Origin of the sequence: Edaphovirga cremea (genome assembly GCF_003332275.1) — a bacterium.
Lineage (GTDB): Bacteria > Pseudomonadota > Gammaproteobacteria > Enterobacterales > Enterobacteriaceae > Edaphovirga > Edaphovirga cremea.
Genome location: NZ_QOVA01000001.1, coordinates 366,351 through 379,162 on the forward strand (window position 1 = coordinate 366,351; position 12,812 = coordinate 379,162).

A 12,812-nucleotide genomic window follows, 5' to 3' on the forward strand; every position below is an offset into this window, starting at 1 on the left:
TAATCAAACTTCGTTGCCGTTAACGATAGTTTTCGTGATGTGATAATCGCGGCTGAAGGCGGTCAGGTTAGCAATTTTTCCGACTTCAATGCTGCCCAACTGCTTGTCCACACCGATCGCACGCGCGGCATACAATGTTGCCATTCGCAGTGCTTCATCCAGGGGGATACCGACATGTTCGACGCTGTTCTGTACGGCTTCTATCATGGTCAGTGCAGATCCGCTCAGGGTTCCATTCTCGTCCACACAGAGTCCGTCGCGATAGTATATTGTTTTACCAGCAAAAATGAACTGTTCAATATTGGCACCCGCTGGCGCGGTGGCATCGGTGACCAGAACCAGTTTCTCACCTTTAAGCCGTTTGGCATTACGGATGCTGGCCCACGCAACGTGATGACCGTCAGCAATCACCCCGGTATAAAGCTCAGGCGTATCGAAAATAGCGCCCATCAGACCGGGTTCACGGCCAGTAATGTGCGGCATGGCATTGTACAGGTGGGTCGCAAAGCTGATCCCTGCGGCAAACCCTTTGCGTGCCTGTTCGTAGGTGGCATTGGAGTGCCCGGCAGACACCACGATACCCGCTTGGGACAGTTGGCGAATGGTGTTTTCGTCGACCCTTTCTGGTGCCAGGGTAACTTTGGTAATAACATCTGCGTTTTCACACAGATAGTCGATCATAGCCGCGTCTGGTTTACGGATAAACGCAGGATTGTGGGTGCCTTTCTTCTGCGGGCTGAGATACGGCCCTTCGAGATGCAATCCCAATGCCTGGTGACGATGTTTGGCAAGGTAGCTGCGCATCACACTGATGCCATGCTTCATGTAATCATCGCTACAGGTGATGAGTGTCGGCAGGTAGCTGGTACAGCCGGATTTCTCGTTGGCTTTCTGCATGATTTCAAGCGTTTGCTCAGAAATGGCTTCAAGCGAATCGTTAAACTGTACACCGCCACAGCCGTTAAGCTGCACATCAATAAATCCGGGAGCCAGGATAGCACCGCCCAGATCGCGGGTTTCGATTCCCGCAGGCAGTTCAGCCACAGGACAGATTCTTTCGATCAGATCGTCTGCAATCACCACAGCATGATCGTCCAGCACATCGTGACCGGTATAAATACGACCGTGAATTAAAGCGTACATCTTGGCCCCCTGATACAGATTACAAAATTACAGATTCTTCATATTTTCCGCTTCTAACTCGCGGAAATACTTCACTGTTTTGACTTTCAATTCCATGGTTGACGGTTCGTCACACACCATGACGGCTTTGGCATGCAACTGCAGGCAACTGATGGTCCACATGTGGTTGATATTGCCTTCAACAGCGGCTTGCAGCGCCTGCGCCTTGGCATGACCGGTAACCAGAATCATCACTTCTTCCGCATCCAGTAGCGTACCCACGCCGACGGTCAGCGCATATTTAGGCACTTGCGTGGCATCGCCACCGAAGAACCGTGAGTTGGCGATACGGGTTTCTTCGGTCAACGTTTTGATCCGGGTACGGGAAGAGAGCGAAGAGGCCGGTTCGTTGAACGCAATGTGACCGTCATTGCCCACGCCGCCCATGAACAGGTGGATTTTGCCGTAGGATTTGATTTTTTCTTCGTACTGACGACATTCGGCATCGATATCCGGTGCATTACCGTTCAGCAGATTGATATTTTCCTGGGGGATATCGACATGATCGAAGAAGTTATGGTACATGAAGGTGTGATAGCTCTCAGGATGTTCCTGTGGCAGACCCACATATTCGTCCATGTTAAAAGTAACCACATTCTTGAAGCTTACCTGGCCTGCTTTATGCATGCTGATAAGATGTTTGTAGGCTTCAAGGGGTGTACCACCCGTTGGCAGGCCGAGAACAAAAGGGCGATCGGCGGTAGGATTAAACGCATTGATGCGGTTAACGATGTGGCGAGCTGCCCATTTGCCGACTTCGGCAGTGGTTTTCAGTGGAATAAGTCTCATCATACACCTCTAGGCTTTAGGAACTGGAATATACTATACCCTAAATCATATGCATTGCAGGAAGGCGACAAGCCCTGCAACCCCCCAGGAACATAGATTGCTATGCGATTGGGGTTTACGGACGCGGTCAACGCACCTGCAGCTTGAAGGGTATATAACGTGCTCTGAAATGTTCCCTAAGGGTAACTCACGTTTTCAGGCCACGTAACGACACAGCGCCGTTTTGATTTTTTTAATCATAAAATAAGTTTTGTGTTCTGGCTAGCAGATTGCCTTGGTTAGAGTGATTTTTGGTGATAAATGTCACAAAAAATGAGCTTTTAATTTGCGATACGAAATAATTTTTTTACACTCCGCATAGCAGTCGATGTGAACAGTTTTTAAAAAGGTAGTGAACAATGTTCGTAAACTACTTAAAAAAAATGTCCGTCTCAGGACACAAAGGGGGAAAGGTGAATATTCTTAGTTACTTGCAAAAAGTGGGCCGGGCCTTGATGGTCCCGGTAGCTGTACTGCCCGCCGCAGCTATTCTGATGGGTATAGGATATTGGATCGACCCAGATAGCTGGGGGGCTGGTAACGCGCTGGCAGCACTGTTTTTGAAATCTGGTGGCGCTATCATAGATCATATGTCAGTGCTGTTTGCCATTGGTGTTGCCTATGGTATGTCTAAAGACAAAGACGGCGCGGCAGCGTTAACCGGCTTTGTTGGTTTTCTGGTGCTCACGACGTTGTGTTCACCCGCTGCGGTTTCCATGATCCAAAAAATTCCACTTGATCAGGTTCCTGCTGCCTTTGGTAAAATCGAGAACCAGTTTGTGGGTATTCTGGTCGGTATTATTTCCGCCGAACTCTATAACCGTTTCAGTCATGTAGAACTGCCAAAGGCGCTGTCTTTCTTCAGCGGCCGTCGTCTGGTGCCGATCCTGACCTCCTTCCTGATGATCGTTGTTGCTTTCATCATGATGTATATCTGGCCTCTGATTTATAACGCACTGGTCTCCTTTGGTGAATATATTCAGCAAATGGGTTCTGTTGGCGCGGGTATCTACGCCTTCTTCAACCGTCTGCTGATCCCCGTCGGCCTGCATCACGCCCTGAACTCCGTGTTCTGGTTTGACGTGGCCGGTATCAACGACATCCCTAACTTCCTGGGTGGTCAACAATCCATTGAAGCCGGGAAAGCGGTAGTCGGTATCACTGGTCGTTATCAGGCGGGTTTCTTCCCTATCATGATGTTTGGTCTGCCGGGTGCGGCACTGGCCATTTACCACTGCGCCCGTCCTGAGAATAAAGCGAAAGTGGCGGGTATCATGATTGCCGCTGCGTTTGCTGCTTTCTTCACCGGTATCACCGAACCGTTGGAATTCTCCTTCATGTTCGTGGCACCTGTACTGTATGTCATCCATGCGTTACTGACCGGTCTCTCCGTTTTCATCGCGGCGAGCATGCACTGGATTGCCGGTTTCGGCTTCAGTGCGGGGCTGGTGGATATGGTGCTCTCCTCGCGTAACCCGCTGGCGACCCATTGGTACATGCTGATTCTGCAAGGTCTGGTGTTCTTCGTTATTTACTATGTGGTGTTCCGTTACACCATCAAAAGATTCAACCTGCTGACTCCAGGACGTGAACTGGCAACAGCCGGTGACGAATCCGACGGTTATGATGTTGATCTGGACAAAAACCAGCAGAGCACCGGTTCTGAAACGGAAATTCTCGCTCGCCGCTATATCGGCGCGATCGGGGGGTCTGAAAACCTGACCGGTATCGATGCCTGTATCACCCGCCTGCGTCTCAACGTCAAAGATTCTGCACTGGTCAATGACGGTCTGGCCAAGCATCTGGGCGCATCTGGCATTATCCGCCTGAACAAACAGAGTGTGCAGGTTATTGTGGGTACGCGTGCCGAACTGATTGCCAGCGCCATGCGTAGCGTAATGGCAAATGGTCCGGTCGCTGCCGTCGCAGCACACGCTCCAGCAGCCACAGCGACTCCGGTTGCTGCCGCCGCGGCAAAACCGCAGGCAGTGCCTAACAGCGTCAAGGCGGCTACCGAGACTCTGGTTTCGCCTATTACCGGTGAAGTGGTGGCGTTGGATCAGGTTCCTGACGAAGCTTTCGCCAGTAAAGCGGTCGGTGATGGTGTTGCCATTCGGCCAACCGATAAAATCGTTGTCGCACCGGCCAGCGGCACGCTGATTAAAATCTTCAACACCAATCACGCCTTCTGTCTGGAAACAGCCTCTGGCGCGGAGATTGTGGTGCATATGGGGATTGATACCGTCGCACTGGGTGGCAAGGGCTTCAAACGTCTGGCCGAAGAAGGGGCGACCGTCACGGCGGGTCAGCCAGTTCTGGAGCTGGATCTTGAATACCTGAACGCCAATGCCCGCTCAATGCTGAGTCCGGTGGTGGTGAGCAATATCGATGAGTATGCCGGTCTGTCGGCATTGACGTCGGGTCAGGTTGTCGCGGGTCAAACCAAATTGTTTGAAATCCAAGGCAAGTAATATCTCGATCTGACGTTACGTCATCAGAGCGGGGGGAGAGCGATCTCCTCCCGTTTTTTTATTTTGAAGAAGAGACCGCGTTTTTTATGCAACAAACGGTTGTGTCCCGGCGTGGCTTGTTGGAACATAAGCGGTTAACAGCCGTGCTTTCGCGTAGAGGAATAGAAAGATGAGTGAGGCAGAAGCCCGCCCAACCAATTTTATCCGTCAGATCATTGATGAAGATCTGGCTTCAGGGAAACATTCGTCAGTACAGACCCGTTTCCCACCTGAACCTAACGGTTATCTGCATATTGGTCATGCCAAATCGATCTGCCTGAATTTCGGCATCGCCCAGGATTACCAAGGTCAATGCAATCTGCGTTTTGATGACACCAACCCTGTAAAAGAAGACATCGAATACGTAGAGTCGATCAAGTATGACGTTCAGTGGCTGGGTTTTGAATGGAGCGGTAATGTCCGCTACTCTTCTGACTATTTCGATCAGTTACACAACTATGCCGTGGAATTGATTGGCAAAGGCCTGGCTTATGTCGATGAATTGTCACCTGAGCAGATCCGCGAATACCGTGGCACGTTGACGTCTGCCGGTACCAACAGCCCGTACCGCGATCGTGGCGTGGAAGAGAATCTGGCGCTGTTTGCAAAAATGCGTAACGGTGAATTTGCTGAAGGTAGTGCCTGCCTGCGTGCCAGGATCGATATGGCGTCGCCTTTTATGGTGATGCGCGATCCGGTGCTGTATCGCATTAAATTTGCCGATCATCATCAGACTGGCAACAAATGGTGCATCTATCCGATGTACGATTTTACCCACTGCATTTCCGATGCGTTGGAAGGCATCACCCATTCCCTCTGTACGCTGGAGTTCCAGGACAACCGCCGCCTGTATGATTGGGTGCTGGATAACATCACCATTCCTTGCCACCCGCGTCAGTATGAGTTCTCTCGCCTCAATCTCGAGTACTCCATCATGTCCAAGCGCAAGCTGAACCTGCTGGTGACTGACAAGATTGTTGAGGGTTGGGACGATCCACGTATGCCGACCATTTCTGGCCTGCGTCGCCGTGGTTACAGCGCTGCCGCTATCCGTGAATTCTGCCGCCGTATTGGTGTGACCAAACAGTCGAACAACGTTGAAATGGGTTCGCTTGAGTCCTGTATCCGTGACGAACTGAATGAGCATGCGCCGCGCGCCATGGCCGTGATCAATCCGGTAAAAGTGATTATTGAAAACCTGCCAGAGAATGAAGTTCAGCAGGTCGCCATGCCAAATCACCCGAACAAACCGGAAATGGGCAGCCGCGACGTGCCGTTCAGCCGTGAAATCTATATCGATCAGGCTGACTTCCGTGAAGAAGCCAACAAGCAGTACAAGCGTTTGGTTTTGGGCAAGGAAGTTCGTCTGCGCAATGCGTATGTGATCAAGGCGGAACGCGTTGAGAAAGACGCAGACGGCGCGATTGTGACGATCTTCTGTTCTTATGATCCTGAGACCTTGCACAAAGATCCTGCTGATGGCCGCAAGGTTAAAGGCGTCATCCATTGGGTGTCCGCCAGCCACGCGCTGCCTGCAACGTTCCGGTTGTATGATCGCCTGTTCAATGTGGCGAATCCGGGTCTGGCAGATGATTTCCTGACGACGATCAACAGCGAGTCATTGACGCTTGCTGAAGGTTTTGTTGAGCCGAGTCTGGCTGATGCAAAAGCCGAGTTTGCTTACCAGTTCGAGCGGGAAGGGTATTTCTGCGCAGACAGCCGTTACTCCAGCCAGGAGAAACTGGTGTTTAACCGCACTGTTGGTTTGCGTGATACCTGGACAGCCAAAGAAAACGCGTAACGCCTCTTCAACAGTCTACAAGGCTCCGCGTGCGGGGCCTTTTTTGTTTCTCATAGCCGCTCTTTATTGAGCAAATTCATCATAGGGAGGAAAAGCAGGCCGAATCGCAGGCATAAAAAAACCGCGATAAAGCGGTTCCTTTACGGTTCAGGCAATTATTTTTGCCATCATTTCATATCGTGAAGGGTATCGTCTTCGCGGCAATCACCGGTTTCACAATGACCATAGAGATAGAGGCTGTGGTTAGTCAGTTTGATACCATGCGCCTTGGCGATTTCACGCTGACGTAACTCGATGGATTCATCTCTGAATTCAATGACTTTACCGCAATCAAGGCAGATCAGATGATCATGATGATGTTGTTGCGTCAGTTCGAAGACAGATTTTCCGCCCTCGAAATTATGGCGCGTCACAATACCCGCGTCATCAAATTGGTTCAGAACGCGATACACTGTCGCCAGGCCAATTTCTTCGCCCATATCGATCAGTTTTTTGTACAGATCTTCCGCACTGACGTGGTGGCATTCCGGATCTTGCAAAACTTCCAGGATTTTGAGTCGCGGAAGCGTGACTTTCAGGCCGGCCTTCTTCAATGCGGTGTTGTTGTCAGTCATGCGGATTCAGTCCTGTTACTATGCTAAACAAGTGGAGGCTTATAGCCTATGACATCGGTCGGCACAAAAAATATGATTGCGTCTCATTATAGAACTGTGTGCTAAAAATGAAAACCACTGGTTGTTAACAAAGATATTTTTGCGCTCGAAGCATGTCAATACATGCAACTTGTTGATGGATGGGAAAAACAATTAGCGTAAGTTTACCCTGTTCTGGCTTAAAGTTACAAATTTGTAGCTACTTATTTATATAATAGGTGTAAACAATGGCCTGAAAGGATGAGAAAAGCCCCTTTCAGGCCAAAACAGATTTATCCGATGATTTCTGCCAGACTCAATTCCTGAGAGATCTGCTTGACCCACGCCTCAACGCGCTCGTTGGTCAATTCAGGCTGACGGTCTTCATCAATCGCGAGACCGATAAAGTGATCGTCATCCGCCAGACCTTTGGAGGCTTCGAAATGATAGCCTTTGGTTGGCCAGTGACCGACTATTGTCGCACCGTTCGGCTCAATGATGTCACGTACGGTCCCCATCGCGTCGCAGAAGTACTCAGCATAATCTTCCTGATCACCGCAACCGAACAGCGCAACCAGTTTACCGTTGAATTCGATCTCTTCCAGGGTAGGGAAAAAGTCATCCCAGTCACATTGCGCTTCACCGTAATACCAGGTTGGAATGCCGATCAGCAGAATATCAAATTTCTCAAGATCTTCTTTGCTGCTCTTCGCAATATCATGCACTTCCGCAACGTCTTTACCCAATTGCTTCTGGATCATTTTGGCGATGTTTTCAGTGTTACCTGTATCGGATCCGAAGAAGATACCCACTACGGCCATATGCTTTCTAACCTCTTGTTCTAAATGGAAAAGCCTGAATGTGGCTGGCGTTGATTGCGCTGATATCAGCAAACTCTCTGCCAGGATAAAATAGAGCCTGATCCTGAAAGCCACAGTCAGATATGGGGACATATTCTATCGGGTGTAATTGATAAGTGTTATCGCCTTTGTGTGCTGGTGGCATTTTTACCATCAAAGACAGTCACTTCTTTCAACCCAGTTCATTGGGCAATTCTTCTGATTATCATCTTGCCAGATGACGTACTTTTTGTGGGGGATGTACTTTTTATTGGTGACATACTTTCGATGGGCGACGTAAAGGCGTCGCCAGAGACATGATAGGTACATAAGAAGGGATAACAGGCGCCTGGCCGCAGGAGTTGATGCAGCATCAGCTTCCCGGCGGTCAGGACGTTTCCTGGTGATCTGTCAGTTGTGCCAACAGCATTTGTTCAATCAATTCACTGCGACTGATGTTTTGCTCTTCAGCCAGCCTGTTGAGTGCATCAACTGCGTCCGCATTGATTTTCAATTCTACTCGCCGTAAACCACGAACTTTATCGCGTCGAAGTTGATTGCGCTTATTAATCCTAAGCTGCTCATCGCGTGATAATGGATTGGTTTTCGGGCGCCCCGGACGGCGTTCATCTGCGAACAGATCAAGCGTCGTGCGATCCGTTTGTTCTTTGGCCATAGGTAGCGATACAACTAGGGAATGTACATCGGAAGGTGCGAAGATCACCCCTTCGGACGGCTCGGTTAATACACGTCGGGTCAATAAACCCTAACCCAATTCGCCCCGCACAGTGCCAATATCTGCAACTGCGATGGCGGCAAAAATTATAGCGCGCAATCATACCCCAGCAGGCTTGGCGTCGACAATCCTTAACTGAGCTGTTGGTAAAGTAATTATCCTTGGCGACCAAAGAAACTGGCCAGAAATACTGGCCCGTACTTTTATGGCAACGCGATATGGCAATGCGGGTTATACCGGGTCGATAAAACGGTGAATGGCCCTCAGCACCGCTTCGGGTTTCTCCGCATGCACCCAATGGCCACTGCCAGCCACGACGTGAGCGCGAGCCTGGGGGAATTGGCGGGCAATATCCCCGCGGAATTTATCCTGAATATAGGGGGAGAGTTCCCCACGGATAAACAGGGCCGGATGCGGCCAGGCCGGGACTTTCTGCCAGCCAACGATATTTTCATACTGATCGAGCAATACCGGCACGTTGAAGCGCCATTCTCCCTCATGGAAGGATTTCAGCAGGAATTGGATCACGCCTTCTTCAGCTAGAGACTCGCGCATCAGTGCGGCGGCCGCAGAGCGTTGGGTCAGACCGGCTTCAGTGACGGCATTAATGGCCGCAAAGATCTTGTCGTGGCGTCGAAGTGCGTAATCGACCGGTGCAACGTCAATCGATACCAGCTTTTCAATACGCTCTGGTGCAATGGCCGTGAGCGCCATAGCCGCTTTTCCGCCCATGGAATGCCCGATCACCAGCGCTTTGCCGATATCGAGATCGTCAAACAGTTCCAACAAATCCTGCGCCATGGCAGGATAGTTCATTTCGGTGGAACGGGGTGACAAACCATGGTTACGCAAATCAACCTGCAAAACAGGGTGGTCAGGTTTCAGGTCACGCGCCAGCACCCCCAGGTTATCGAGGTTACCAAAAAGTCCATGAATCAGGACAGCGGGCAGGGCATCAGCAGGAGATTGGTCGGATTGTAAGCGATAGTTCAATTTCATGGCGAAGTTCATACTGAGAGGGAATCCCATTAGGTTATCATGACGACAGAAAAAATGGGCTTCCCTGGGGATGGAAGAATTGACAGAGTGGCTCAGGTCACCAACTATAGAGATAAATCTGTTTTATTATGTCGCAGAGTAATGATCCTGTTCGTGGCCGGGTTTAAACTTGTATAATCCTCACGATTCAATTGAGTAGAATAACTGTACTGGATAACGATGAAAACTATTGAGGTTGACGAAGAACTTTATCGCTACATTGCGAGCCACACGCAGCATATTGGAGAAACCGCGTCGGATATTCTTCGACGTATGTTGAAATTCACTGCCGGGCAACCTGAACGTGCAGCAGCACCTGTCGCTGCCGAACAACGTGCAGAGACTGCAGAAAAATCCGTTGTGGCTGCACGTCCACGCGATCGTGTCCGCGCCATGCGCGAACTGCTGTTGTCAGATGAATACGCTGAACAGACGAAAGCCGTGACTCGATTTATGCTGGTATTGTCAACCCTGTATACCCTTGAGCCACAGGAATTTGCTGCGGCAACCGACTCACTGCATGGACGCACCCGAACTTATTTTGCCGGCGACCAGCAAACCCTACTTCAGAATGGCATCCATACCAAACCGAAACATGTTCCAGGGACGCCATACTGGGTAATTACCAATACCAACACAGGTCGTAAACGCAGTATGGTAGAACACATCATGCTGGCAATGCAGTTCCCGGTGGAACTGACAGACAAAGTTTGCGGCACCATTTAATTCAGCGAAAGGGAGAAGCGCCGTGGCTAATCACCCCCGTGCAGGGCAACCCGCCCAGCAAAGCGATTTGATAAATGTGGCACAGTTGACGTCGCAATATTATGTATTGCAACCTGAACCAGGCAATGCTGCGCATGCGGTTAAATTCGGAACATCAGGACACCGCGGCAGCGCTGAGCGCCAAAGCTTTAATGAAGCGCATATTCTGGCTATTGCCCAGGCAATAGCAGAAGAGCGCCAGAAGCATGGCATCAGTGGCCCTTGCTATGTCGGTAAGGACACGCATGCACTGTCTGAGCCCGCATTTATTTCAGTACTGGAAGTGCTGACAGCCAATGGTGTGGACGTCATTATCCAGGAAGATAATGGTTTTACACCGACTCCCGCTGTTTCCCACGCTATTTTGACGTACAACCGCCAAGGTGGCGCGCAGGCTGACGGTATCGTGATCACGCCGTCGCATAACCCACCAGAAGATGGTGGCATCAAGTACAATCCGCCAAATGGTGGCCCGGCAGATACCAACCTGACGTCTGTTATCGAGAAGCGTGCCAACGACCTGCTGACTGAAAAGTTGGCGGGTGTTAAACGCCAAACGCTGGATCAAGCCCGTCAGGGCGGCCATCTGCATGAGCAGGATCTGGTTCAACCCTACGTTGAAGGCTTGACCGAAATTATCGACATGCCTGCCATTCAACGCGCGGGTCTGAAACTCGGTGTTGATCCGCTGGGCGGTTCGGGTATTGCTTACTGGCAGCGTATCGCCGAGCACTACAAACTCGACCTGACGCTGGTGAATGACTCCATCGACCAGACGTTCCGTTTCATGCATCTGGATCACGACGGCATCATCCGTATGGATTGCTCGTCTGAATCCGCCATGGCCGGTCTGCTGGCACTGCGCGACAAGTTTGATCTGGCGTTTGCCAACGATCCTGACTATGACCGCCACGGCATCGTTACCCCGAAAGGGCTGATGAATCCGAACCACTATCTGGCCGTTGCCATTAATTATCTGTTCCAGCATCGCCCACAGTGGGGCGCTGATGTGGCCGTCGGTAAAACGCTGGTGTCGAGTGCGATGATCGACAGAGTGGTTGCCGATCTGGGCCGCAAATTGGTGGAAGTGCCGGTTGGCTTCAAATGGTTCGTTGACGGACTGTTCGATGGCAGCTTCGGTTTTGGTGGCGAAGAGAGTGCCGGGGCTTCTTTCCTGCGCTTTGACGGCACGCCGTGGTCGACCGATAAAGACGGTATCATCATGTGCTTGCTGGCTGCAGAAATCACCGCTGTCACGGGCAGTAATCCGCAGGCTCACTATGACAAGCTGGCAGAACGTTTTGGTGCGCCAAGCTACAACCGCATTCAGGCTCCGGCCACCCATGCGCAAAAAGCGGCACTGGCAAAACTCTCTCCTGAGCAGGTCAAGGCCGATACGCTGGCCGGTGACAAAATCACCGCTCGCCTGACAGCGGCACCGGGTAACGGTGCGTCTATCGGTGGCCTGAAAGTGATGACGGACAATGGCTGGTTTGCAGCACGTCCGTCGGGTACCGAAGAGGCTTACAAAATCTATTGTGAGAGCTTCCTGGGTGCCGAACACCGCGAAAAGATCGAACGCGAAGCAGTAGAAATTGTCAGTGAAGTTCTGGCCAACGCCAAATAACCTCGCCGATATAAAAATTAAAGCGCTGTATTTACAGCGCTTTTTTTACGCCTGTCGGAAAGCGAATCCATTGTGAAAAATCCTCTTGATCATTTAGATATATCGATCTAAATTAGATATATCGAAGTTGTTTCGATATATCTAAAGAGGAAGAGTTATGTTTAATCATTTGAAATTTGGTCATCGTCGCGGCGAATGTCGTCATGATGAAGAAGAGCATCGTCACCACGGTGGCGGAAGGCTGCATCGCGGTGGACATCATCATCAGGGTGCTGATGGGGAAGGGCGCGGACGGGGCCGTGGGCCAGGGCGGGGGCGCGGAGAAAGAATGCATCGCCTGTTTGAGCACGGCGATCTGCGGATGGTGCTTTTGGCGCTGGTCGCGAAAAAGCCGAGCCACGGCTATGAGCTAATCAAGGCGATTGAAGAGGCATCATCAGGTTTGTACGTACCGAGCCCTGGGGTGATCTATCCAACGCTGACCCTGCTGGAAGAGCAGGATTTCCTGACCCCTGCCGCGACCGGAAATGGCCGGAAAAGTTACCAGATCACCGATGCCGGAAAGGCTGAGTTGCAACAGCACCAGGAGATGGTCGATATCATTTTTGCCCGTCTGGCGCAGAGTCGTGGTCAACACCACCGCGAAGGCAATCTGGCGGAAGGTATTGCCGATGTCATGAATCGGCTCAGACATGTGCTGCGCGGTAATATGATGCGTGCGGATGTGAACCCGGAACAGGTTGCGCGTATCAATGCAGTCTTGCTGACGGCGGTGGAAGCTATCGAAAAAGAATTTCAGTCCGATGAGCAAAATGCAGCACCGGATGCGTCTGAACAAGATAAAAACTGATGCC

11 protein-coding genes are annotated in these 12,812 nt (G+C 50.9%); 5 read left to right on the forward strand and 6 right to left on the reverse strand.

The window, feature by feature from the left end; genetic code table 11:
• Positions 1–3: 3 nt before the first annotated feature.
• Both nagA and nagB read right to left on the reverse strand, forming a co-directional pair.
• Positions 4–1,143: an N-acetylglucosamine-6-phosphate deacetylase gene (gene nagA, locus DRI82_RS01695; protein ID WP_114191762.1), complete on the reverse strand. Its 1,140-nt coding sequence runs from the start codon at positions 1,141–1,143 to the stop codon at positions 4–6.
• Between the two features lie 27 nt (positions 1,144–1,170).
• On the reverse strand, positions 1,171–1,971 hold the full coding sequence (gene nagB / locus DRI82_RS01700; protein WP_114191763.1) for a glucosamine-6-phosphate deaminase: 801 nt from the start codon (positions 1,969–1,971) through the stop codon (positions 1,171–1,173).
• Between the two features lie 452 nt (positions 1,972–2,423).
• On the opposite strand from nagB, the gene nagE reads away from it, so the two are divergent.
• Positions 2,424–4,481 carry an N-acetylglucosamine-specific PTS transporter subunit IIBC gene (nagE, locus tag DRI82_RS01705; protein WP_114192007.1) on the forward strand — a complete coding sequence of 686 codons (2,058 nt, stop codon included), beginning with the start codon at positions 2,424–2,426 and terminating at the stop codon, positions 4,479–4,481.
• Positions 4,482–4,650: 169 nt separating this feature from the next.
• On the forward strand, positions 4,651–6,321 hold the full coding sequence (gene glnS / locus DRI82_RS01710) for a glutamine--tRNA ligase (protein ID WP_114191764.1): 1,671 nt from the start codon (positions 4,651–4,653) through the stop codon (positions 6,319–6,321).
• 167 nt (positions 6,322–6,488) lie between these two features.
• On the opposite strand, the gene fur is transcribed toward glnS, so the two are convergent.
• The 4 genes from fur to ybfF form a co-directional block, all read right to left on the reverse strand.
• Positions 6,489–6,935 carry a ferric iron uptake transcriptional regulator gene (gene fur, locus DRI82_RS01715; RefSeq protein WP_114191765.1) on the reverse strand — a complete coding sequence of 149 codons (447 nt, stop codon included), beginning with the start codon at positions 6,933–6,935 and terminating at the stop codon, positions 6,489–6,491.
• A 311-nt stretch (positions 6,936–7,246) separates the two neighbouring features.
• The gene (fldA, locus tag DRI82_RS01720) at positions 7,247–7,774 is read right to left on the reverse strand and encodes a flavodoxin FldA (RefSeq protein ID WP_114191766.1); all 528 of its coding nucleotides are present in this window, start codon (positions 7,772–7,774) and stop codon (positions 7,247–7,249) included.
• 406 nt (positions 7,775–8,180) lie between these two features.
• On the reverse strand, positions 8,181–8,468 hold the full coding sequence (gene ybfE / locus DRI82_RS01725) for a LexA regulated protein (RefSeq protein WP_114191767.1): 288 nt from the start codon (positions 8,466–8,468) through the stop codon (positions 8,181–8,183).
• 291 nt (positions 8,469–8,759) lie between these two features.
• Positions 8,760–9,539 carry an esterase gene (gene ybfF / locus DRI82_RS01730; RefSeq protein WP_170138661.1) on the reverse strand — a complete coding sequence of 260 codons (780 nt, stop codon included), beginning with the start codon at positions 9,537–9,539 and terminating at the stop codon, positions 8,760–8,762.
• Positions 9,540–9,746: 207 nt separating this feature from the next.
• Between ybfF and seqA the strand changes: the two genes are divergently transcribed.
• The 3 genes from seqA (at position 9,747) to DRI82_RS01745 (ending at position 12,808) form a co-directional block, all read left to right on the forward strand.
• Positions 9,747–10,292, forward strand: coding sequence for a replication initiation negative regulator SeqA (gene seqA, locus DRI82_RS01735; protein ID WP_114191768.1), 546 nt, complete (start codon positions 9,747–9,749; stop codon positions 10,290–10,292).
• Positions 10,293–10,314: 22 nt separating this feature from the next.
• Entirely contained in the window at positions 10,315–11,958 is a 1,644-nt protein-coding gene (gene pgm, locus DRI82_RS01740) for a phosphoglucomutase (alpha-D-glucose-1,6-bisphosphate-dependent) (RefSeq protein ID WP_114191769.1), read from the forward strand.
• 157 nt (positions 11,959–12,115) lie between these two features.
• Positions 12,116–12,808, forward strand: coding sequence for a PadR family transcriptional regulator (locus tag DRI82_RS01745; RefSeq protein ID WP_114191770.1), 693 nt, complete (start codon positions 12,116–12,118; stop codon positions 12,806–12,808).
• Positions 12,809–12,812 lie beyond the last annotated feature (4 nt).

What these genes read in the sequence shown, in the direction of transcription:
- ybfF (WP_170138661.1), bottom strand. Translation starts at nt 9,539, where the DNA reads ATGAACTTCGCCATGAAATTGAACTATCGCTTACAATCCGACCAATCT.
- ybfE (WP_114191767.1), bottom strand. Translation starts at nt 8,468, where the DNA reads ATGGCCAAAGAACAAACGGATCGCACGACGCTTGATCTGTTCGCAGAT.
- seqA (WP_114191768.1), top strand. Translation starts at nt 9,747, where the DNA reads ATGAAAACTATTGAGGTTGACGAAGAACTTTATCGCTACATTGCGAGC.
- fldA (WP_114191766.1), bottom strand. Translation starts at nt 7,774, where the DNA reads ATGGCCGTAGTGGGTATCTTCTTCGGATCCGATACAGGTAACACTGAA.
- glnS (WP_114191764.1), top strand. Translation starts at nt 4,651, where the DNA reads ATGAGTGAGGCAGAAGCCCGCCCAACCAATTTTATCCGTCAGATCATT.
- fur (WP_114191765.1), bottom strand. Translation starts at nt 6,935, where the DNA reads ATGACTGACAACAACACCGCATTGAAGAAGGCCGGCCTGAAAGTCACG.
- DRI82_RS01745 (WP_114191770.1), top strand. Translation starts at nt 12,116, where the DNA reads ATGTTTAATCATTTGAAATTTGGTCATCGTCGCGGCGAATGTCGTCAT.
- nagB (WP_114191763.1), bottom strand. Translation starts at nt 1,971, where the DNA reads ATGAGACTTATTCCACTGAAAACCACTGCCGAAGTCGGCAAATGGGCA.
- nagA (WP_114191762.1), bottom strand. Translation starts at nt 1,143, where the DNA reads ATGTACGCTTTAATTCACGGTCGTATTTATACCGGTCACGATGTGCTG.